The 22,878-nt window shown below is 64.7% G+C and carries 17 protein-coding genes, 1 pseudogene and 1 other annotated feature; of the genes and pseudogenes, 3 read left to right on the top strand and 15 right to left on the bottom strand.

Annotated features, from left to right (window positions below; translation table 11 throughout):
* Positions 1 to 323: 323 nt before the first annotated feature.
* The 15 genes and pseudogenes from HZB53_05940 to HZB53_05870 all read right to left on the bottom strand — a co-directional run bounded on the left by HZB53_05940 (position 324) and on the right by HZB53_05870 (position 18,213).
* A complete protein-coding gene (locus tag HZB53_05940) occupies positions 324 to 2,990 on the bottom strand; it encodes a valine--tRNA ligase (protein ID MBI5877169.1) in 2,667 nt (888 codons plus the stop codon).
* Between the two features lie 59 nt (positions 2,991 to 3,049).
* Positions 3,050 to 3,262 (bottom strand) — a binding site (T-box leader).
* A gap of 65 nt (positions 3,263 to 3,327) precedes the next feature.
* A complete protein-coding gene (locus tag HZB53_05935) occupies positions 3,328 to 3,894 on the bottom strand; it encodes a hypothetical protein (protein ID MBI5877168.1) in 567 nt (188 codons plus the stop codon).
* Between the two features lie 67 nt (positions 3,895 to 3,961).
* Positions 3,962 to 4,435, bottom strand: a complete 474-nt coding sequence (locus HZB53_05930; GenBank protein ID MBI5877167.1) for a peptidylprolyl isomerase — start codon at positions 4,433 to 4,435, stop codon at positions 3,962 to 3,964.
* Positions 4,436 to 4,494: 59 nt separating this feature from the next.
* Entirely contained in the window at positions 4,495 to 4,944 is a 450-nt protein-coding gene (locus HZB53_05925; GenBank protein MBI5877166.1) for a peptidylprolyl isomerase, read from the bottom strand.
* Positions 4,945 to 5,091: 147 nt separating this feature from the next.
* Positions 5,092 to 5,787: pseudogene (locus tag HZB53_05920) on the bottom strand (FKBP-type peptidyl-prolyl cis-trans isomerase).
* Positions 5,788 to 5,973: 186 nt separating this feature from the next.
* Entirely contained in the window at positions 5,974 to 7,329 is a 1,356-nt protein-coding gene (locus HZB53_05915; GenBank protein MBI5877165.1) for a nucleotide sugar dehydrogenase, read from the bottom strand.
* A gap of 22 nt (positions 7,330 to 7,351) precedes the next feature.
* Positions 7,352 to 8,374 (bottom strand): undecaprenyl/decaprenyl-phosphate alpha-N-acetylglucosaminyl 1-phosphate transferase, encoded by a 1,023-nt coding sequence (locus HZB53_05910; protein MBI5877164.1) that lies wholly within the window; start codon positions 8,372 to 8,374, stop codon positions 7,352 to 7,354.
* A 17-nt stretch (positions 8,375 to 8,391) separates the two neighbouring features.
* Entirely contained in the window at positions 8,392 to 11,973 is a 3,582-nt protein-coding gene (locus tag HZB53_05905) for a tetratricopeptide repeat protein (GenBank protein ID MBI5877163.1), read from the bottom strand.
* 78 nt (positions 11,974 to 12,051) lie between these two features.
* Complete coding sequence (locus HZB53_05900) at positions 12,052 to 12,756, bottom strand: nucleotidyltransferase family protein (GenBank protein MBI5877162.1); 705 nt, start codon at positions 12,754 to 12,756, stop codon at positions 12,052 to 12,054.
* Positions 12,741 to 13,748, bottom strand: coding sequence for a GHMP kinase (locus HZB53_05895; GenBank protein MBI5877161.1), 1,008 nt, complete (start codon positions 13,746 to 13,748; stop codon positions 12,741 to 12,743). The genes HZB53_05900 and HZB53_05895 overlap by 16 nt, the downstream gene beginning before the upstream one ends.
* A 44-nt stretch (positions 13,749 to 13,792) precedes the next feature.
* Positions 13,793 to 14,914: a glycosyltransferase gene (locus tag HZB53_05890; GenBank protein MBI5877160.1), complete on the bottom strand. Its 1,122-nt coding sequence runs from the start codon at positions 14,912 to 14,914 to the stop codon at positions 13,793 to 13,795.
* A 19-nt stretch (positions 14,915 to 14,933) separates the two neighbouring features.
* On the bottom strand, positions 14,934 to 15,485 hold the full coding sequence (gene gmhB, locus HZB53_05885) for a D-glycero-beta-D-manno-heptose 1,7-bisphosphate 7-phosphatase (GenBank protein MBI5877159.1): 552 nt from the start codon (positions 15,483 to 15,485) through the stop codon (positions 14,934 to 14,936).
* A 2-nt stretch (positions 15,486 to 15,487) separates the two neighbouring features.
* Complete coding sequence (locus tag HZB53_05880) at positions 15,488 to 16,588, bottom strand: zinc ribbon domain-containing protein (protein ID MBI5877158.1); 1,101 nt, start codon at positions 16,586 to 16,588, stop codon at positions 15,488 to 15,490.
* A gap of 73 nt (positions 16,589 to 16,661) precedes the next feature.
* Entirely contained in the window at positions 16,662 to 17,303 is a 642-nt protein-coding gene (locus HZB53_05875; GenBank protein MBI5877157.1) for a NeuD/PglB/VioB family sugar acetyltransferase, read from the bottom strand.
* 4 nt (positions 17,304 to 17,307) lie between these two features.
* Positions 17,308 to 18,213 carry a glycosyltransferase family 1 protein gene (locus tag HZB53_05870; GenBank protein ID MBI5877156.1) on the bottom strand — a complete coding sequence of 302 codons (906 nt, stop codon included), beginning with the start codon at positions 18,211 to 18,213 and terminating at the stop codon, positions 17,308 to 17,310.
* 258 nt (positions 18,214 to 18,471) lie between these two features.
* Here HZB53_05870 and HZB53_05865 point away from each other — a divergent pair, with 258 nt between their 5' ends.
* The 3 genes from HZB53_05865 (at position 18,472) to HZB53_05855 (ending at position 22,739) form a co-directional block, all read left to right on the top strand.
* Positions 18,472 to 21,048, top strand: a complete 2,577-nt coding sequence (locus tag HZB53_05865) for a CBS domain-containing protein (protein ID MBI5877155.1) — start codon at positions 18,472 to 18,474, stop codon at positions 21,046 to 21,048.
* A 69-nt stretch (positions 21,049 to 21,117) separates the two neighbouring features.
* Positions 21,118 to 22,509 carry an MFS transporter gene (locus HZB53_05860; GenBank protein ID MBI5877154.1) on the top strand — a complete coding sequence of 464 codons (1,392 nt, stop codon included), beginning with the start codon at positions 21,118 to 21,120 and terminating at the stop codon, positions 22,507 to 22,509.
* Positions 22,506 to 22,739 carry a DUF664 domain-containing protein gene (locus tag HZB53_05855; GenBank protein MBI5877153.1) on the top strand — a complete coding sequence of 78 codons (234 nt, stop codon included), beginning with the start codon at positions 22,506 to 22,508 and terminating at the stop codon, positions 22,737 to 22,739. The genes HZB53_05860 and HZB53_05855 overlap by 4 nt, the downstream gene beginning before the upstream one ends.
* Positions 22,740 to 22,878: the final 139 nt, after the last annotated feature.

Here is a 22,878-nt window from a genome sequence, read left to right as displayed (position 1 = left end):
CTCCCGCGAAAGCGGGAGCCCAGGAGCAACATCTCTGGATGCCCGCTTTCGCGGGCATGACGAGCAGACAGTAAGAATAGCGCGCCGCCCGATTGATTGGGCGGCGCGCTGCTTGCTTGCAGCGTGGATACAGTGTACTTCGCAGAGCGGATTCACGAACAAGCCGAAACCGCTAGCGGTCGGCAAGGCGCGGCCGAGATTTCTCAGCTGCGGCGCAGCTTCGAAATGACAACCCCGCGCGTATTGTCATTTCGAAGGCACGTAGTGCCTGAGAAATCTTGCCAACCGCGCAGATCGCGTATCGATATATTCCAGCAAACGCTCTAGTCCAGCCCCTTCAGGCGCGCCAGCAGCTTTTCGCGGCGGTCGCGCGTATCGACCAGCTTCGCGCGCTCCTTCTCCACCACGGCGGCGGGCGCCCGCCCGGCGAAGTCGCCGCTCAACAGCTTCTCCGTTTTGAAGATGTCGGCCTCGGCCTGTTTGATCTCTTTTTCAAGACGCTCGCGCTCCTTGTTCACGTCGACTAGCTCATCAAGCGCCAGGAAGACCTCGGCGCCGCGCACCACCAGCGCCAGCGACTTCGCAGGCTTCTCAGGCAAAGTCGCCTCGATGTACAACTTCTCGTCGTCGAGGCCGCCGAGGCGTGCGATCATCTCCGCATACGGCACCAACTCGTTGTGCAAGTCGCCGACAACTATGGTCGCGCCAATCTTGCGGTTCGGATCGAGCTTATAGTCGGTGCGCGCATTGCGGATGCTGCGCACGATGTCGATCACGAGCGCCATATGCGACTCGGCGTCGGTGTCTGCTACGTCGATGCTGCCCTGCGGCCACTGGGCGATCATCAGCGCGGGCGGCCAGTCCTGTGTCAGGTCGCCGCCGGCCTCGCGCAGGTGGCCCCAGACCTCTTCGGTCACGAACGGCACGAACGGATGCAGCAGTCGCAGCGAGCCGTCCAGCACCTGTACGAGCGTCGTTAGCGTGTTGTGCTTTGCGGCCAGATCATCGCCGTTAAGCGCCAGCTTGCTGATCTCCACGTACCAGTCGCAGAACTCGCCCCAGACGAAGTCATACGCCAGTTGCCCCGCCTGGCCGAACTGGTAGTCTTCCATCAGTCGCGTCACGTCGGCGGCCACGCTCTCAAAGCGCGAGCGGATCCAGCGCGACGGCAGGTCGTACGACTCGACGAACGGCTCGTGGTTTTCGGGTGTGTGGCTGCGCAGGTGGCCCACCACGAAGCGCGCCGCGTTCCAGATCTTGTTGGCGAAGTTGCGGTTGGAGGCCACGCGGCTGATCGCCAGGTTCAGGTCGTTGCCCGGCGTGCTACTCGTCAGTAGCGTGAAGCGCAGCGCGTCGGTGCCGTACTCGTCCATGACGGTCAGCGGGTTGACCACATTGTTGAGTGTCTTGCTCATCTTGCGGCCCTGCTCGTCGCGCACCAGACCATGCAGATACACGGTGTGGAACGGGGGCTCCTCGGTGAACTCCAGGCCGGACATGATCATGCGCGCCACCCAGAAGAACAGGATGTCGTAGCCGGTCTCCATCACGTCGGTCGGGTAGTAGGTGCGCAGGTCGTCCGTGTCGTCGGGCCAGCCGAGCGTGCTGAACGGCCAGAGTCCCGACGAGAACCAGGTGTCGAGCACGTCCTCGTCCTGCCGGATGCGGTCGCTGTGACATTTTTCGCACTGCACCGGGTCTTCGCGGGCGGTGAAGATGTGGCCGCAGGCGTCGCAGTACCAGACCGGCACGCGGTGACCCCACCAGAGCTGGCGGCTGATGCACCAGTCTTTGATGTTCTCCAGCCAGTTAAAGTATACTTTCTCGAACCGCTCCGGGATGATCTGGATGCGCCCCTCGCGCACGGCGCGCACGGCCTGCTCGGCCAGCGGCTGGATGCGCACAAACCACTGGGTTGACATCAGCGGCTCCACGATTTCGCCGCCGCGCTCGGCGCGTGGCACGTTCGTCGTGTACGGTTCTGTCTTGATCGTCAGGCCGGCCGCTTCCATGTCCGCCCAGATGCGCTTGCGGCACTCGAAGCGATCGAGCCCCTTGTACGGCCCTGCCGCATCGTTCATCGTGGCATCCGGGTTCATGGCCGAGATGACCGGCAGGTTATGTCGCTTGCCGACCTCGTAGTCCACCGGATCGTGGCCGGGCGTGATCTTGAGCGCGCCGGTGCCGAACTCACGCGACACCGCCTCGTCGGCGATCACCGGGATTTCGCGGTTCAGGATCGGCACGAGCGCCTTGCGGCCGATATACGCTGCGTAACGCTCGTCCTCGGGATGCACGGCCAAGGCCGTGTCGCCCAGGATCGTCTCCGGGCGCACGGTTGCCACTGGGATGAAGCCGCCGCCGGCGATCGGGTACTTGAAGTAGTACAGCGTCACCTGCTCTTCGCTGTATTCCACTTCCAGGTCGCTGACCGCTGTCTTGAGGCCCGGCGACCAGTTGATCAGGTAGGTGCCGCGGTAGATCATGCCCTTCTCATAAAGCCGCACGAACGCCTCGCGCACGGCGCGCGAGAGGCCGGGGTCCATCGTGAAGCGCTCGCGGTCCCAGTCGCACGACGCGCCGAGCCGCCGCAACTGATTAGTGATCAGGCCGCCATACTTTTCCTTCCACTGCCAGGCGCGGCGCAGGAACTCATCGCGGCCCACGGCTTCGCGCGAGGCGCCTTCTTCGCGCAGCATCTTTTCGACCTGCAACTGCGTCGCGATGCTGGCGTGGTCGGTGCCCGGAATCCAGAGCGCGCGCTTGCCGCGCATGCGCTGGAAGCGAACCATGAGGTCTTCGATGCTGACGAACATCGCGTGCCCGATGTGCAGCTCGCCGGTCACGTTGGGGGGCGGGATGGCGATCGTGAACGGCTCGGCCTCTGGGTCCGTCGCCGACTCCGGCTTGAACCAGCCGTTGCGCCACCACCACTCGTACAGACGCTGCTCGCTGGCCTTGAAGTCATATGCTTTTGGCATCTCGCTCATGGTTCCTCCTCGATTGCATTCCGACCGCATGACGTGCAGACAAACAAAAAGCCCTCCGTCGCAAGGACGGGAGGGCTCCCGTGGTACCACCTTGATCGCCCGCAAGCGGGCACTCATGACGTGCTAACGGCCGGCGCCGGCTCCGCTTGATGGTTTCGGCGAAGCGACTCACAGGCGACGTTCGGCGTGTGCGGCTGGGAAGGGCTTGCACCGGGTCGCCCTTCGTCTCTGTCAGCGCAGAAACGCCTACTCCTCCTGCTCTCTGTCTGTAGCTAGTATTCTAGTGCGCGCCGCGGCCACTGTCAAATTACAGCGGCACGGTGCGGCGGCGGGCGCATCAGGCCGCGGGTTTTTCGGCAGGCGGCGCCGACGCCTGCGCGGCTGCGTCGTCGGTCACGGGTTCCTGTTTTGAGATGAAATGGATGCGTGCGACGTTGACCAGCACGCCGGCCTGCTTCTGGAACGCCTGCCCGCCTGGAAGCGTGACCACGGCGTTGGTTACCGGCATGAACCGCTCGCCGGATGTGGCGACGAACCGGTGCAGTTCGAGCACGTCCAGGTTGCCGCGCGAGAACATTGTGCCGCGCACTTCAAGCCCCTCGCACAGCAGGAAGACCTCGTACTGCTGTTTGATCGTATAGGCAAACGGGCGCTTGGCGCTGGTGGTCGCCTGGTTCTGCTGCTCGAACACCAGCCCGAGGTTATCCTTGGCGACAATCGCCTGCCGGGCATGCTCGATCTTGCGCGCCTGGCCGAAGCGCGTCACCTCCGCGTCGAGCACGTGAACGACCGAGTCGCGCCGATCGTTCAGCAGGTCCGACAGCCGCTGATCGCGTACCAGCACGACGCCGCTGATCGAATGTGACTGTGTAATGACAACAATCGGAATGCGAACAGCGCACATGGAGTTACCTCGCTAAGTAGGCTTGCAGACGCGCTGCCGGACTTGCGTGCGGCCTGGCAGACACGGCCTAAACTTCTTCGACCACCACGCCCTTCATCACGTCGCTCGCGCGAATCTTATACACGACGTCCATGCCCTCGGTTACTTTGCCGAAGATCGAGTACTGGCGATCCAGATGCGGCGCGTTGCCGACCATGATGAAGAACTGCGAGCCGGCGCTGTTCGGGTCGCTGGTGCGCGCCATCGACAAAATGCCCGGCGTGTGCGGCAGCGCATTGAACTCGGCCGGCAGGTTGTAGCCGGGGCCGCCGGTACCGTCGCCCTTCGGGCAGCCGCCCTGGATGACGAAGCCCGCGACGTAGCGGTGGAACGTCAGCCCGTCGAAGTAGCCCTGGCAGGCCAGAAACGCGAACGAGTTGGCGTGCTTAGGAGCGAGCTTGGGGTAAAGCTCGCACAAGATCGTGCCCTTCGACGTTTCGATCGTCGCCTTGTACTGCTTCGCCGGATCGAGCTGCATGTCCTCCGGCGCCTTGTAGTCCATGCGGCGCTTTGCGGGGCGCTCACCCGTGCATACCGACTTGCCCATGACGAAGGTTCTCCTTAGCGTACCGTGATAGTGACTTTGTTCATCTTGTCGCCGACCGCGATGCGGGTGACGACGTTGATGCCTTCGACGGTCTTGCCGAAGACCGAGTACTGCCCGTCGAGCGATGGCGCGTCGCCGAGCATGATAAAGAACTGCGAGCCGGCGCTGTTCGGGTCGCTGGTGCGCGCCATCGACAGGATGCCGAGCGTGTGCTTGATCGGGCCGAACTCGGCTGGCAGCTTGTAGCCGGGGCCGCCGCTGCCGTTGCCGTTCGGGTCGCCGCCCTGGATGACGAAGCCCGCCTCGACACGATGGAAGCTCAGCCCGTCGAAGTAGCCCTGGCAGGCCAGAAACACGAACGAGTTGGCATGCTTGGGCGCCGCCTTCGGGTTCAACTCGAGGCGGATCACCCCCTTGGCCGTCTCGATCGACGCGATATACGTCTTGGCCGCGTCGAGCTTCATGTCGTCGGGCGCGGGATAGTCGGTGCGGCGCTGCGCCGTCCGCTGCATGTTCGCGCAGAACGGTTGACCGATCTCGTCGGGCGTCAGCGCCTTTTCGGCGATGGTCGGCACCGGGCGCGCGGTCGGCGCGGCCGCCGCGCCAACCGACAGCAGCTCCACGTCGAAGATGAGCGTGGCGTTGGGCGGAATCGTGTTGCCCGCGCCCCGCGCACCGTAGCCGAGGTCGGGCGGGATGGTCAGGCGGCGTTTGCCGCCGACCTTCATGCTCATCACGCCTTCGTCCCAGCCCTTGATGACCTGCCCGACGCCGATGGTGAACTGGAACGGCTGGTTGCGGTCCACCGACGAGTCGAACGTGGCGCCGTTGGTGAGTTTCCCAGTATAGTGGACCAACACTGGCTGGCCCGGCACCGGGCCTGGGCCGGTACCGACCACGATGTCTTCGTATTCAAGTCCGGATGCAGTTTTGATGCTGTTCCCCCCTGATGCTGTGCTGGCCGGTGCGGTTCCTCGCGTTGTTCCAACTACGGGCGCCCCGCCGCTTGCTGGCTTGGCGCCTGATTGGTTTGACAGGACAACAAACCCAATAATTAATCCGACGGTCACTGCACCAATCCCAACCAGAATCCAACGTGAGGTGCCCTGCGACAATGACCTCGCTCCGCTTTGCTCCCGTGTTGAGAGAGCGCCTGTCGTGACGCGCCCCGTTGCCGTTCGGGCTGGCACCGTCGTGCTGGCTTGCCGCTCCAGTCCGCCATCCGCAGAGCTAGGGTGACTCTCGTCGTAGCTTCGGCGCTTGGAAGGATCGCCAAGCACCGCGTACGCTTCATTGATGTTTTTCATCCGCCGGGCGGCCTTGGGTGAATTGTTTTTGTCCGGATGATATTGGCTCGCCAGACGACGATAGGCAGCCTTGATGACTTCCTGGCTGGCCTGGCGGTCTATGTGAAGTACCGCGTAATAATCTATGTTGCTGTCGGGCATGACGCTAATCCTGTCTCGGAATGTGGTCTGTGCTGCCAGGCGCGCCTACAGCGGCGCGCCGATACGGACGATCTTGGCGCGGCCATCCGTCACGCTGCGCGTTGCGTTGGTCGTGTCTACGACGAGCGCACTGCTGCGCACGATCTGCGCGTAGTCGAACGCGCGATGCGCCGTGGTGATGATGGCGCAATCGAACGACGCCAGCATGCCGTCGTCGAGCGGCTGCGACTGCATGACGACCGGCTCGCGGTGAAAGACGTTGGAGCCGATGCGGAACTGCGGCACGAACGGGTCGCTGTACGCAACGTCGGCGCCCGCGCTGAGCAGCAACTCGATCACGCGCTCGGCCGGCGAGTTGCGCGCGTCGTCGATGTTCGCCTTGAACGCGACGCCGAGCACCAGCACGCGAGCGCCCTTCACCGGGCGGCCGGCGCGATTGAGCGCGTGTGCTGTCAGGTCGACGACGTGATGCGGCATCTCCTGGTTCGTGTCGGCCGCGAACTCGATGAAGCGGGTGAAGAAATCATACTCGCGCGCCTTCCACGACAGGTAGTACGGGTCGATCGGGATGCAGTGCCCGCCGACGCCCGGGCCGGGGTAGAACGGCATGAAGCCGTACGGCTTGGTGCGCGCCGCCTCGATGACCTCCCACACGTCGATGCCCATGCGCTCGCACAGCAAAGCCAGTTCGTTGACGAGCGCGATGTTGACGCTGCGGAAAGTGTTCTCCAGCAGCTTGCACATCTCGGCCGCGCCCGGCGACGACACGATATGCACCGACGCGGTGAAATGCGCCAGCAGGGTGGCGGCTAACTGCGTGCAAGCCGGCGTCATACCGCCGACGACCTTGGGCGTGTTGGCGACGTCGAAGCCGGCGCTGTTCGTGTGCCCCGGATCGATGCGCTCCGGCGAGAACGCCAGGAAGAAATCGACGCCGACTTTCAGGCCCGACGCGCCGAGGATCGGCAGCACGAACTCCGCGGTGGTGCCGGGGTAGGTGGTGCTTTGCAAGATGACGAGTTGGCCCGGACGCAACTGCCCGCCGATGCCGCGTGCCGCCGTCTCGATGAACGTCATATCCGGGTTCTTCTGGTCGGTCATCGGCGTGGGCACGCAGATGAAGATGACGTCGCACGAGCGCAGCGCGCCGTAGTCGTCCGTCGCGGCGAACCGGTTGGCGGCGCGCAGGGCGGCGATCACGTCCGAGGGCACATCCTGGATGTACGACTCGCCGCGTGCCAGCGCCGCCAGTTTGTGGCGGTCCACGTCGATACCCAGCACGCTATAGTTATTCTGCCCGAACGTGGCGGCCAGCGGCAGACCCACATAGCCCAGGCCGATCACGCCGACGCGCGCCGAGCGGTCCTGGATCATGCTCATCAAACGGTCGAAGTAGGTCATGAAGTCTCGATGGAGCAGCGCGCTATTGCGAGCCGGCTGAATGCGCAGCGCGCATAAAATCGCGCTCGAGCACCAGCAGGCTGGCCAGCGCCAGAATCGCTACGACGGCGAATATCACGTATGCCTCGCCAACGCCGGCCTGTGGAATCAGCGTCGCGGCCACGCCGAACAGGAAGCAGACCACATAGATGGTCAGCACGGCCTCGCGCGCCGACATAGCGTGCGCGACGAGCCGGTGCGACAGGTGATCTTTGCCCGGTGTGGCGAGCGGGTTCAGCCTGCGCCGCAAACGCGAGAGCGTGACCAGAGTTGTGTCGAACAGCGGTACGCCCAGCACCAGCAGGGGAATCATCCAGCTCACCGTTGTTGGATCACCCGGGAAGCGCAGTTTGATGCCGACGGCGGCGAGAATGAATCCCAGGAACAGTGAACCGCTGTCGCCCATGAAGATGCGCGCTGGGTTGAAATTGTACATCAAAAAGCCGATGCACGCGCCCAGCAGAGCCGCCGAGAGTGTGCCGACCAGCACCTGCCGGCTCTGGAGTGCCAGCACGAGGAAGAACAGCGCACTGATCGCGCCGACGCCGCCCGATAGCCCGTCCATGTTATCGAGCAGGTTAAAGGCGTTGGTGATGCCGATCATCCAGAGCATTGTCACGGCGAAGTTGAGCGCAGGGTGCGGCAAGATGGTGATGCCGATGCCGGACGAGAACGTCACCAGCGCGGCCAGCGCCTGCACCGCCAGCTTGATCACCGGCGAGAGCGGGCGGCGATCGTCCCAAAGGCCGCACAGCGACACGAGTGTGGCGCCCACACCGATGCCTGCCAACTGCGCCACTTCCGAATGGTCGCCAAAGACAAGCAGCGCGGCGATCGTGGCCAGGTAGATGGCGACGCCACCCAGCAGCGGCACCGGGCGCAGGTGCACCTTGCGCGCCGATGGTGCGTCGACCCAGCCGAGAATCGGCGCCAGACGTTCGGCCACTGGCGTAACTGCCGTGGCGAGTACCAGCGCGACCGCAAAGACGATGAGAAACGAAGCCATATAGGGTTGCGCTGTCGTTATCGGCCGGGCGTTGGAACGGCCGTCGGCTGGTTCTGCGGAACTGGCGGTGTCGGCTGCGTTTGTGGCGCAGTGCCGCCGGCCAGCGCCGCCTGCAACTGCGCAATGAACTGCTGCAGCGCCGGTTTGTCGGCATCGGGCGCGCCGGCCAGCGCGCGCTGTGCGTACGAGATCGCTTCGGGCAGGCGTCCGGCATCGCGGTAGAGCAGCGCCAGATTGCGCAGGCTGTTGTAGTCGTTCGGTTGCTGCGCAACGACGGCCATGTTCTCCTGGATCGCCAGGTCCAGCTTGCCCTGGCGCGAGTAGATCAGCCCCAGCGCGCTATGCGCCTGCAGGAGTGTGGCGTCGGTTTTCAGCGCCGCCTGGTACGCCGTGACGGCGTTATCCATGTCGTTCTTGCCGGTGTACAGATCGCCGAGCAGCAGATAAGTCTGCGCGTATTCGTCGTCGATCTTGATCGATTCCTGGAGCTTCGCGAGCGCATTGTCGGTCTCGCCGGCCATCATGTACGCGCTACTGTATTCGTTGTAAATCTGCGCGTTGTGCGGGCTGAGCGCCTGCGCCTGCGCGTAGAATCCGATCGACTGCCGCACGTAGTCGGCGCGTTGCGTTGCGTCGGTGGCCAGGTCGGCCCAGGTGCGGTACATGCGCGCCAGGTTGGCGGTGTGATCGGTGTTGAGCGGGTTCAGGTCGCGTGCGCGCGTCAGGAAGACGCGCGCAGTTTCGATCAGCCGCGTGCGCTGGCTGCCGCTTTTGCTGATGCCGGGCGGGTCCTTGAAGGCCAAGGTGTTGTTGCCCGGGTAGCAGTTGTATAGCGGCTGGGCCGGTGCGTTGTCCGGCACCGTTTTGGCTTTTTCCAGGAATGAGCGCCCGTAGAAAAGATAATAGAAGTCCTGGTCGGGCGCCAGATTGATTGCGGACTCGTACATACAGAGGCTGCCGTCGAACTGGCGCGAGCCGTCGAAGTTGAGTCCCTGCTTGTAGAAGATGTCGGCGCGGATGCTGTTGAGGTTGGTGGTGGCGATGCCCGCCGCACAGCCGGCCGCGATGGCCACATACAGAAGGAGGTAGAACGGCTCGGCGAACGTGCGCGGGGGCAGGGTGCGCTCGCCCGCCAGCACAATCGCCAGCGCCAGCAGCATGCCGAACAGGTACAGGTAGAACAGGCCGATCACGTCGGCCACGATCGAAATGTTATCGATGACGTTGGTCGGCCGCCGCCCGGTCAGGTTGGCATTGTGCAGGATGAGATAGAGGCCGGCGACTCCGAGCGCGATGACGGCCACCCCAGCGAAGACCACCAGCCCGCGCGGCGCGCTCGGCGTGGTCGCTTTGATCTGTGCGGACATGATGAGCGCGCCGACGATCAGTGTAAACACGAAGAGCATGACGATCCATGAGAACTTGTCGGCCGTCGCGAGGTTCGGACTGATGTAGTCGAAGCCCATGATCGTCAGCATGATGCCCAGCAGCATGCCGTACACCACGATCGCATGTGTGCCGGAGCCGAAGCTGGCGACTTGCGCCGGGCGCGCGGTTGCGACCGCCGCGCCGCGCCCGGCGGGCATGGCGGCCCCGGGCGTGCCCGCGCGATGGCGACGGCGGGCGAAGGTCACCGGCGCCGCCGGGGCGACCGCCCACGGAGCCAGCCCGCTCCATGCCGGCAGGCGCAGCGCGCGAAACGATGCCAGCCGATCGCCGTTTCGCCCCATTGCGCTGTCGCGCACGGCGGGCGGCGTTGGGACCGCCGTGGCGCGCACTGGCGCCGTCTGGTTCAGGCGGTGGCCGATCAGCACGAGCAGCGCCGCCCCGATCCAAAAATAGGTGCGCGTGGCCGCGATCGAGATGCCAAAGTGGATCTCCGCGAACGAGCCGATCAGCGCGCTCAGTAGCGCCATGATCAGCACCTTGTCTTCAGTGGACAGGGAGGAGCCGACATGCTGGCGCACGAAGAAGACTTGAATCGCGAGATAGGTCATCAGGCCGATCAACATGCCGACCGGCAGCGCCACGCCCAGCAGACGAGGCTGCTTGTCGATCGCCACGGCGATCACGCCAACCGTCACGGCGCCGAGCACCCACAGCACAATGAATAGGTTGCGGTCGCGCGCGCCACTGGCGAAGCCGAGCCACTTGAGCGCGTGATAGAAGACCGAACCGAACAGCGTCACATAGACCAGGAAACCGAACAAGCCAGTCGTGACGAGCGAGTCCCACGTCTCGTTGTGCGAGCGATCGGGCGAGGCGTTGCGTGCTTCGAGGTGTCCCAGATCGGGCGGATAAAAACTGTTGTACGCTACATACATCGCCTCCGGGCCGTAGCCGATCAGCGGCCGGATGACGTTGAATATATCGGTGTACTGGTCAAAACCAATCGGGTCATGCGGGGCCACCAACTGCGCCGCGCCCTCCCAGATCAGCGCGCGCACTTTATTTGTGCCCTGGTCAAGCTCGAATATTTCGCCGAGACGCCCGATGCCGGGCACTTTCTTGATTTCGGCCAACGGCGTACCCGGAATGTTCATGGCCAGGATCAGTCCGATGACCACCGCGCCGGTTACGATCCACGAGAGCCACATCCAGCGCAGCGTGCGGCGGAACACATCGGACATCTTCATCCCGCGCAGCGACGCGGCGAGCGGCATGAGCAGCAGCGCCAGCGGAAACACAACGCCGGCGCCCAGCGCGGTGAGCGTTTCCCTGCCGCTCAAGCGCGTGCGATCCGGCACCCACTGGCGCAGCAGCGTGAGGCCGATCAGGACAAATACATACGTGCCGGCCATGAAGCCGATCCATGCGCCGCGCGACAGCGTCCAGTAGATCGCCAGCAGTTGGAACGCCAACGTGAAGGTGTACGCACCGGCCAGCACCAACTGCGGCGTGTCGTCAGGCGTTCGTGCCGTAGCGGGGGCAACCGTTTCGCCGCCGGTCTCGGCGACCGGGTCGCGTAAAACTTGTGCGACGACATTGAGCCAGCGGCCCAGCGTGATCGGCATCACCATGATCAAATACGCGCCAACGAAGATGGAGTTGCCCATGTTCGACGCGATGCGATCCGACACATCGCCGCCCCACGGCAGCGGGTCGAGCCGGAAATGCTGCAGCCAGCCATAGGCCGAAATCGGCAGGCTGGTCAGCACGATCACCGTAAACAGGCGCTCCAACTGCGCGCGCGAGCGCAGCGCGTGCAGCATCACGGCAAACACCGTGATGTAGGAGAACATCGAATAGGTGCCCTGCAAACGTTGATACGATCCCCAGATGCTTACGTATTGCGCGACCGACAGCACTGTGGAGAGTGCATAAACGAGGACAAGCAGCAACACCGGCACGGTCAGCGGATTGGCGGCGCGCAGCCGCGCCCACAGCGACCCGCCGCGAAAATCGGTGAATCCGGTTTCAATCTGCTTGGCGACCCAGGCTGTCGCCACAACCAGCGCGATCGAACGTACGAGGGTGATTTTGTCAGGCTCGAAGACACGGCTGGAGTATATGTCGAAGAAAAGTGGCACGGCCATGGCGGCCAGCAACCAACCCGCCTCCATGACGCGTTCACAGAATACGCTAAATCGGGAAGACACGCACGCTCCTCAAATCGCCGATGATTGCCGGAATGCAGGCGCGGCCAGATCAGGCCGGCGCGCCTTCATTTCACTATTTTACGACTGATTTGCCAAACGCCAATAGTCATCCGGCGTGCCAATATCGGTGAATCCACCGGCTACGACGATACCTGCCACCGGGTGACTGTCGCGCAGGAGCCCGGGCAGCCACTCCTGCTCGATTGAAACCTGACCGGTGGCAGGGATGCGCTCCAGAGCGGCGCGCGTGGCGACATAAACGCCGGCGTTCACGAGTCCGGAGCGGTGCATGCCGTCTTTTTCGAGGAAGTTAAGCACGCGGCCGCTGTCGTCCAACTGGACGTGCCCGTAGCGCGCGCAATCTTCCATGCGCGCCAGCGCGATTGTCACCGCCGCAACGCCCGCCCGGTGTGTGTGGATCAGCGCGAGGTAGTCGCAGGTCAGTTCGGTGTCGCCGTTCAAGATCAGGTTGGACGATGCCCAGTACGGCTCCGCCACGCGCAGCGCCCCGGCGGTGCCGCGCGGCTCCGCTTCAACCGAGTAGTGCAGCGTGGCACCCTGTACCGGGACGGCGTCGAAGTGCGTGATGATGGCCGGCGCGCCGTAGCCCAGGCAGAGGACGATATCGTTGATTCCGTGGGCTGCGAGTCGATCGACGAGACGGTGCAGGAATGGCTGACCGCCGACCGGCATCAGTCCCTTCGGACGGTCGCCGCTGAGTGGGCGCAAGCGCGTGCCGAGACCGCCGGCGAGAATGAATGCGCGCGTCAGGTCGTCGTCCACGTTTGAAGGCCCCGCTCCTCGAAGCTGAAACTGACCGGCTGCGCGCCGGCCCGCACCATCTCGGCAGCGATGGTGTGTTTGCGGTCGAACGGGCAAAAGAGCAGCAGGTAACCGCCACCGCCCGCGCCGAGAATCTTGCCGCCGATGGCACCGGCGTCGCGCGCGCGAGTGTAAAGCGCGTCGATGTGCGCGTCGCTGATGCGCGTGGCCAGTTGCTTCTTCAGGAGCCACGCTTCATGCAACAGCTCGCCGAACCGGTTGAGGTTGTCGAGCAGCAGTGCGTTCTTCATCTGAATCGTCAACTGCTTCATGCCGTCCAGCGCTTCAACCACGCTCGGCTTGCGCGCGACATAGGCACTGACCTGCTCGGTCAGAATCTGCGCCGACAGCCGCGTCTGGCCGGTATAGCAGAGCAGCAGGCGATACTGCAGTTCGTTCAGCGTGGCGCGCTCGACGCGCAGCGGGTTCACGATGACGGCGTCGGCATGAAACTCGATGAAGTTGAAACCGCCGAACACCGCTGCGTACTGGTCCTGCATGCCGCCGGCGATACCCATGTCCACGCGCTCGATCTGGTAGGCCAGCGCGGCCATATCGTAATCGGTCATCGTCTGCTTGAGCCACGCGCGAAACGCGCCCAGCAGCGCAATGACCAGCGTGGACGACGAGCCGAGCCCCGAGCCGGGCGGCGCGTCGGAGTGCAGGAACAGGTCGAAGCCGCCGGGCGCCTTGTGGTGGTTGATGACCGCCTTGACGAGGTCAAGCTGCCCGTCATACGGCAGCGGATCGCGGCGGTCGTACTGGGCGACGACGTCGAAGTCGAGCGAGCGCACCTCGATCGCATCGTCGGCGCGCGGGCGCAGAGACGCGTAGGCGAACTTGTCGACCGTGGTGGAGAGCACCACGCCGCCGCGCTCCTGGGGGTAGGGCGGCACATCGGTGCCGCCACCACAAAATGAGATACGCAACGGCGCTCGTGAACGATGTATCATTCCAGGATCCCCGTTGTAGCGAAATGGGTTCGGGCGTTAGATGGCTACGCGCGTGCGAGCAGGCGCTGGTACAGCACGAGCGTCTGCTCGACCATCACCGTGTGCGAAAACTCGGCGTGCGCGCGCCGGTACGCTGCGGCGCCCATGTGCGCCCGCAGTGGCTCGTCGTCCAGCAACTGGCGGATCGCCCCGGCCAGCGCATGTGGGTCGCCTGGCGGTACGACCAGCCCGGTTTCGCCGTGCCGGTTGACATACGACGTGCCGGTGCCAAGCTCGGTGCAGATGCACGGCAGCCCGCTGGCCATCGCCTCGATCTGGACGGCACCCCACGTTTCAGCGGTCTGTGTCGACGGCAGCACAAACAGCCGCGCGGCGCGGTAGTAGGCAGGCAGTTCCTCATCGGAGACGCTGCCCGCAAATCGCACCCGCGCGTCGAGTCCGAGCTCCTGTGCTAACTGCTGCCACTCGCTCTCCATGGGGCCTGTACCGACAATCACCGCCGTGGCGGGCTCGGGTATCTCGCCGAATGAGCGGATCAGATTCTCGACGCCTTTGTAGTAGCGCAGCTTGCCGACGAACAGTACCAGCCGATCGCCCAGTGTGGCGCGCAACTCCGTCGCGCGCGCCTCGATCGTAGGCGAAAACTCGAAGCGCGACAGGTCCTGTCCGTGATGAATGACGATGCATTTCCCGGCGTGCGGCGCGACGAACGGGCTTAGCTGCGTATAGGTCGGGTTGGAGATGCTGATCGCGTCGGCGCGGCGCAGCAGCAGGCGCAGAAACGGTCGGTACAGCAGGCGCAGGAAGCGCTGGCGGACGATATCGCTGTGATACGTCACGACGGTGCGGCGCGAGCGACCGCCGAACAATTGCGCCATTTCACCGATTGGATAAGGAAAGTGCAGGTGAGTGATATCGGGCTGGAAGCGGCGAATCTGGCGGAACAGGTCGATGCTGACCGGTGCGGACGAGACATTGGTTAGCCGCCCGGCCTTGAGCACGGGCACGCCGTTTATCGTCTCGCTAATCGTCTGTCTTGCGGTGTTGGTTACAAGCACGTGTGCATCCACGCCGCGCGCGCGCATGCCTTCGGCCAGGTATTTGATGTGCCCCTCAATGCCGCCCAGCACCGGAAAGTAATCTTTGTAAACGTACAGGACATTCATGGCGGCGCGGCAGTGCCTGTCAGCGTGCGCGCGCCAGCAGCCAGCGAGTCGCGTCGGCCAGGTCGTTGGCGATATAGGCAGGCTGGTAGTCCGGCCATGCGGCGATCTGCGCCAGGTACTCCGGTCCGTAGCCGGTCCGCACCAGGATGCTTTCCATGCCCAGGTTCTTGGCGGCCAGCAGGTCGGTGTCCTTGTCGCCAATCATCAGCGAGCGCGACAGGTCGAGGTCGTGCTCGCGGGCGGCCTGGTGGTATAGGTCCGAGCGCGGCTTGCGGCAGGTGCAGGCGTCGTCGGGATGATGCGGGCAGGCGTAGATGGCGTCGACCGACGCGCCGTGGTCCGCCAGCGCGCTGACCAGCGTTGCGTGGATGGCGCCGAGTGTCCCATGATCGAAGTACCCGCGCGCGATGCCCGACTGGTTGGTGATTACCACGAGCGCGTAGCCGGCGGCGCGCAGCGCGTTCAGCGCCTGCGGCACGCCGTCGATCAGGCGAATCTGCTCGGGCCGGCGCAGGTAGTGAACTTCCACATTCAGCGTGCCGTCGCGGTCGAGGAAGATGGCCGGGCGCATCGTCAGTTCGCCGGCGTCACGCGATTGACGCCGCCCAGCCCGTTGACGTCCAGTGTCCAGCGGCTGTTTGGCGTGAAGCGGGCGAACTCCGAGGCATTCGACAGCGTGTAGGTGTACTGCTTGCCGTCGCCCTTGAAAGTGACCGTGTACGTCTCATGGCGCGCGTTCTGCGCGGCCACGCGCTGGCCCGACTTCGGGCTGGCGTTCGGCCACTGCGGGTTCAGGTCGGCGCCGCGCAGCACGATCGGCGCCAGGTCGACCCAATCGAGCATGCTGTATTCGCAAGAGTTTGCCATGACGTTGTACTTGCAGTCCTGTACGACCTTGCCGGTGCCGCTGCCCTGGTTGACGACGTACGGCGTGCCGCAGACCTTCTCGGTGTTGGGGCCCGGTGAGTCCTGGGTGCTGCGCACCTTTTTCTGGCAGGTGAGCTTCTGCGCGCCGCTGGGGATGTCGTCTTCCCAGACGGCCGGCTTCTTCACCTGCTGCTGCTCCTGGAGCGTGATCGAGCGTTCCCACGCCACCGATGCGACCGATGCCGTCACGCTGCTGGTCTGTGTCAGCAGGCCAAAGACATAGAAGCCGCACGCGCACAACGCCAGCAGTGCCACGACACCGATGGCGATGCCGACGATGCCGCCGCGTTTCGCGGCGGCCGGCGGCGCAGGCGGCGGTGCTGGCGCCTTCTTTGGAGTAGCCATGCTGCTGCCGCAGTTCTTGCACTTGAGCGCAATGGCCGGGTTCAGCGTGCCGCACGACGGGCAGGGCAGATCGGGTTGCGGTTTGTCCTGGAACGCGCCGAGCACCTGGCCGGCTTCGCGCGCCTTGGCCCCCTCCATGCTTGCGCCGCACTGCGAGCAGTTCTTGGCATCGACCGGGTTGCGCGTGCCGCAGAACTCGCAGGTCTTGTCCGGTCCTTTCGCGGCCTGCTCGGCCGCCTTCGGGTCGGTGATCAGCACCTGCTGGGTGGGCAACTCGAATTCCTGCTTGTCGGGCATCGGCGCGCCGCACGAGGTGCACGTCTTCTGTGTGCCCTTGTTCTTCGTGCCGCACGTTTTGCACGTCCACTCGAGTTCAACGTAACCAAGCGTTTCCTGGGTCATAGTGAAACCTCGTACCTGTTCTCAGTCGCTGTCAATCCGATTTTACCAGAGTGGAGAGGCGTTGACTAGCGCATCAGTACGGCTCGATGCCTTCCTGCGCAACCCGCGCCGGCGAGCCGATGACGAGGGTGCGGGGAGACACGTCTTTCGTCACCAGCGATCCGGCGCCAACCAGCGCGCCCTCGCCGATACGCTTTTTCTCCAGCACGATCGCGCCCAGTCCCACGTAGGCGCCGGCGCCCACGTCGACGGCGCCCGCCAGGTTGGCGCCGGGCGAAACCGTCGCGAACGGCCCGATGCGGGCATGGTGGCCGATAATCGCGCCACGATTCAAGATCGCGTGACGCTCGATCACCGCATGTGTGGCGACGATGACGCCGGCATTGACGACAACGCCTTCCGCCAACTGCGCCATGCGCGATACGCGGGCGGAAGGATGCACAATCGTCGCGAAGCGCATGCCCAGCGTTGCCGCCGCTTCGACGAACGCGCGCCGTCGCGTGCTGACGATGGCGCAGACGGCGGCATGCGTGAGGGCCAACCCCGCGAGATCCGTGAGCCAGTAGACGGGCTTGTCGAGCAGTGTGTCGCCTGGCTGGTGCGGATCGATGCTCACGGCGAAGCCGGCTACCTCGAACGCTGGTATGTCGCTGATGATGTCGGCGACATCCATCGCAAATGTCCCGGCGCCGAGGATGATCAATGGTTGGGGCAAGGGGTCAACCTTGGAGCGAGTTCCGCCGGCTATGCGCGTCATGCGTGTGGGCCAGAATGCTGCCGCACGAGTTTTCGACGGTCAATTCCTGAGTCACAAAACGATGGGCTTCGCCGGCGATGCACGCGCGCTCATCCTCATGCGCCAGGTAGTAGAGAACGGTGTCGACCAGCCTGTCGAGCGGCGCCACGACGATGTGCTTGCCGTCCACGAACGGCTCACGATCGCGCAGCGGCTCGGACACGGTCAGCGCGCCGTTCGCGGCGGCCAGCACAAATCTCTGGCCGACGAAATCTTGAGGCGCGCGCAGGACGTTGAGCACGATACGGCAGCGGTTCAGATACCGCGTGCGCTCCTCGCCATAGAGGGCGGACTGCACGCTGACCTCCACGCCGGCGCGCGCCAGCGATCGCACGAGCGGCGGCACCAGTCGCCGGCGTCGCGGCGAGTCCATGTTGCCGAGGAAGCAGACATCGATATCGCGCGGCCTGTCCAGCAGGCGCCCGTACCGTTCAGGCTGGTAGCCAAGCGGCACCACAACCGGCTCAAAGCCGGCGTTCCGCAGGTATGCGGCACGCGATGCGGAAGTGACCACCAGTACATCTAGCACGCCGCTCGTTTGCGCCCGGCGCAGTTCGCCGAAGATACGCAGACGGTGCGATGGGCCGCCGATTCCAACCGCATCGATCGCCACCCGCATCCGGCCGGCCGCCTCCACCGCGAAGCGCGGAAGCCAGAGCGGAGGCACGCCCTCCGTGAGCCACCAGACAAAGATTGGACGCCGGGCGCGAGGCAGCGCGCGCAGCCTGCGCACCGCCGGCAGCATCGACGTCTCCCGGCTGAAGGGGCCGTACGCCACAACCAAATCGGCGCTGGCCGGCCAGTCTGAGTCGCGAGGCTTGAAATCCACGCCGCAGCCGTGGGCGCGAAATCCGTCAGCAAACGAATTGCCGAAATCGCCCCCATGGTCTGTGTCCTCATACAGAATGGTCACCCGCGGAGTCCAGCCAATCGACACCATATCCCTCGCTGTGCACCGATCTTACGACGGCGCTATTCTAGCAACAAACACCGGATGATGCACATTTTGGGCGAGGCGCACGCACTGCGGCGAAGCCGTGGAGCGCTTGCCTGCGGCAATCGCTTCGTGCTATGATCATGCCTAGTCATGAACATCATCGTCACGCACGAGCACGCCGACTTCGACGCTGCCGCGTCGCTGTTTGCCGCCGCCAAGCTGTACCCTGCGGCGACGCCATACCTGCCGCGCCGCGTCAACCGGAACGTGCACGATTTTCTGACGCTGTATGGTGACAGCCTGCGCTACGCCCGTCTGGACGACCGCCCGCTCCACGGGCTGCAGCGCGTGATTGTGGTGGATACCCAGGCGGCGCCGTCGCTCAAAGGCATAAGCCGCGCCACGGGCCTGCATTTCATTGACCATCACCCGTTCGGCAAGGATCTGCCGGCTGGCGCCACCCACGAAGGCTTTGCCGCCGGCTCCACTACGACTCTGCTGGTGTCGCAGCTGATGCAGGCGCGCACGCCAGTCTCTCCGATCGAAGCGACCCTGTTCATGCTGGGCGTGTACGAAGACACCGGCGCGCTGACGTACGGCGGCACGGGGTTGGAGGACTTCCGCGCCGCCACGTGGCTGTTCGAGCAGGGCGCCAACCTCGATATTGTGCACGACTTCCTGCACCACCCGCTGACGCCGCTCCAGCGCGAGCTGTATCAGTCGCTGCTGCAGTCGGCGCGCTTCGTGGAGTTCGCCGGGCACACCGTGATGATCGCCCCCGCGCGCGTGACGCATTACGTCGAGGAGATCTCGACACTGGCGCACCACCTGCGCGACCTGTATGACTGCGATGCGTTGTTCGTGCTGGTACAGGAAGACGACAGCGTGCAGGTCGTCGCGCGCAGCACCAGCGACGCCATCGACGTCGGTGCGATTGCGGGCGAACTGGGCGGCGGCGGCCATGCGCGGGCGGCGGCGGCGCTGATGCGCGGCGCTTCGCTGGATAGCGTCGAGCGCCGGCTTCAACATGCGCTCGGCGCGCACGTGCGGCCGATGGTCACCGCCGGCCAGATCATGTCGCGCAGCGTCAGCACGCTCACGCCGGACATGCCGATGCGCGACGCCGAAATGCTGATGAAACGCTACGGACATGAGGGCTTCCCGGTTGTCGGCGCGAATAGCGAAGTGCTGGGACTGCTGACGCGCCGCGAGATCGACCGCGCCGTGCAGCACGGCCTCGGCGATCAGCCGGTGTCGGCGTACATGCACAAGGGCGCGATGACCGTGGGACCGGACGACACGGTCGAGCGCGCCCGGGCGATTATGCTGTCACGCGGCGTCGGGCAGGTGCCGGTGGTGGTCGATGGCCGGCTGACGGGAATCATCACGCGCACCGACCTGATCAAGCTGTGGGGCCGTACGCAGACGCCGCTGCCGGAGATCGACGTCGTGCGCATGCTGGAACGCGCGCTGCCGGATGAGGTGCTGATCCTACTCAAGGCGGCGGGCAGCGTGGCGCACAAGAAGCAGTTCTCGCTCTATGTAGTCGGCGGCTTTGTGCGCGACCTGCTGGTCAGCGAGCCGAATTTCGACATCGATCTGGTGGTGGAGGGCAACGCCATTGCGCTGGCCAAGGCGATGGCCAAGCGGTTTGGCGGGCATGTGCACATCCACGCGCGCTTCGGTACCGCCAAATGGATGCTTGAAGGCTCGTCGTTCAGCGCGCTGGCTTCGCTCGACTTCATCACCGCGCGGCGCGAGTACTACACGCACCCGACGGCGCTGCCGCAGGTCGAGTCAAGCTCGATCCAGCAGGACCTGCACCGGCGCGACTTCACGATCAACACGCTGGCGATCTGTCTTGACGAGATGCGCTTCGGCCAACTGCTCGACTTCTTCGGCGGCGTCGGCGACCTGCGTGCGAAGCTTGTGCGCGTGCTGCACAACCTGTCGTTTGTCGAGGACCCCACGCGCATCCTGCGCGCCGTGCGCTACGAGCAGCGGCTTGGCTTCGTCATCGAGCCGCGCACGGCCGAGTTGATCAGCGACGCGCTCGATCTGCTGCCGCGCGTATCCGGCGAGCGGCTGAACAACGAGCTGTTCCTGATCTTTGCCGAGGCGGCGCCGCAAAAATCACTGCATCGGCTGTCCGAATTGTCGGTGTTGCAGGCGATTCACCCCGAGCTACGGGCAGATCCCGCGCTCGAGCGACTATTCGCGCAAGTGCGCGCCGCGTGGCCGGACGCGCCGCCCGTGGTCTATCTCGGCGTCCTGACGCGCGACCTGCCGCTGGCCAGCGCGGAATCGATTGGCCGGCGGCTGGCGTTGAGCAAGTCGCAGGAAGCGTTCATCGCCGAGCTTAACACGCTGCATCGCGAGGAAGCGCGTATTGCGGAGGTCGCCCGCCCGAGCGGCCTGGTGCGCCTGCTGGAGCCATTCGGGGACGATGCCCTGCGCGCGGCCGAACTGCTGTCGGACCAGCCGGCAGTATGTGCCGCCATACGGCGCTATCGGGCTGAGTTGCGCGCGGTGAAACCGGCGCTAACGGGCGACCGCCTGATCGCCTTGGGCATGAAGCGCGGCCCGGTCTTTCGCGACATCCTCGAGGCGCTGCGCGACGCGCGGCTCGATGGCGCAGTCACGACGACGGCTGAGGAGGAGCGCCTGGCCTGGCAGATCTGGCGCCGCCAAGGCGAAGCGGAGGACCCCATGGTGCAAACGCGGTAGCGCATCGCAACAAGCGCCTGCAGCCCCGGCACGCCGGCGTGCCCCAACGAACTCCACCGGAGGTGCGACGTGAGTGGTGTCAGAAAGTGGCTCTACGCAGTCGGCAACCTGTCGCCGTCTGTTACCGGCAACGCGGTAGCGATCTACATCCAGTTCTTCTACGTCGACGTGCTCAAGCTCTCGCCCGGCCTGATGGGGCTGGCGTGGGCGCTGTACGGCATCTGGAACTCGCTGAATGAGCCGCTGGCCGGCCAGTTGTCGGACATGACGCGCACGCGCTGGGGGCGGCGCATCCCGTGGATCATGTTCGGCAGCCTGCCGATGGGCGTGTTCTTCGCGCTGATGTGGCTGACGCCCGCCTCGATACAGCAGGATCAGACTTCGCTGTTTGTGTACCTGCTGGTGCTGCTCTGGCTGTTCGACGCGATGTTCACGTTCGTTGTGCTAAACTATGTTGCGCTGTTTCCGGAGATGTATGTGCGGCTGGAAGATCGCGCGGAGGTCTCGAAGCTGCGCCAGGTGTTCGGCGTACTGGGCATGGTGCTCGGCGTGGCGCTGCTCCCGCTGATCGCGAACACCTTTGGCTGGGGCGTGATGGGCGTGGCGTTTGCCGTGCTGACGACCGGCTCGCTGTACGTGTCGCTGCGCGGCTCGTTTGAGACGCCGGATGCGGGCAACAAAGAATCGCTGCCATTGCGTCAGGCGCTGTCGGCCACCTTCCGCAACTGGACGTTCGTCACGTACATGTGCGCCCAGGTCATGAAAGAGACCGGCGCGCTCCTCTTGCAGGCCGGTTTGCCGTTCTACGCCAAGTATGTGTTGCGCGTCACGGCCGATGTGCCGGTTAGCGTGGCCGGCGCGACGTTGTTGGTCATGCCGGCCGGTATGGTGACCACGATTCTGCTCGGCACGGCGATGGTCATGGCCTTCGCGACGCTATCGCTGTGGGCGCGCATTGCCGTCAAGTTCGGCACGCGCGCCGCCACGATGTGCGCATTCGCCGCCGTGGGGCTGTCGCTGATTCCGTTCAGCTTCGTGCAGGATGTGATGCAGACGCTGGTCGCCATCGCCGTTTTCGGCCTGGGCCTGGGCGGCTTGAATGTTCTGCCGGACATTCTATTGTCGGAAGTGATCGATGAGGACGAGACGAAGACCGGCGTGCGGCGCGAGGGCATGTATTTCGGGATGCAGGGGTTGCTGCTGAAGGCGGGCACGGTCCTGCAAGGCGCTGTGCTGGCGTTTTTGTTGATGACCTCGGGCTACAACGCCGATCTTGGCCCCCTGGGTCAGCCGGCCGGCGTGGATACGGGGATCCGCTTGGCGGTATCAGCGCTGCCGGCCATTGGCTTCGGGTTGGGCGTGCTGTTCCTGACGCTGTACCCGCTGCACGGCAAACGTCTGGCCGAGGTGCAGGCGCGCCGCGCGCGCCGCGGCGGGCCATTGAGAGAGGGCGAGTCGTGACTGAAATCGAAACGTACATCCGGGTGCTGAACGGGCTGCACGAAGAGCTGCTGAACATGCTCGACGGGCTGGATGCCGAAGCGCTGGACTGGCGGCCGCCCGCGCCGCAGGCCAACACGATCTTCGTGCTGGCAACGCACATCCTCGACTCCGAAGCGTGCTGGATTCAGGAGGCGATCGCCAGCATGGATACCGGCAGCGACAACATTGCTTATACTGTTTCAAATTGAAAATGTCCCCATGTCGCATGAGCACACGGCACACCGCCAAATTCTGCCCTCCCCCCCCAGCCCCCTCCCAGCTTCGCTGGGAGGGGGAGCAAGTCTCCGGGGAGGTGCGCGGCGGCGTAGCCGCCGCGCACCTCCCCGT

It is taken from the genome of Chloroflexota bacterium, from assembly GCA_016235055.1.
GTDB lineage: Bacteria > Chloroflexota > Anaerolineae > JACRMK01 > JACRMK01 > JACRMK01.
This window is presented reverse-complemented; position numbering and strand designations above follow the sequence as displayed.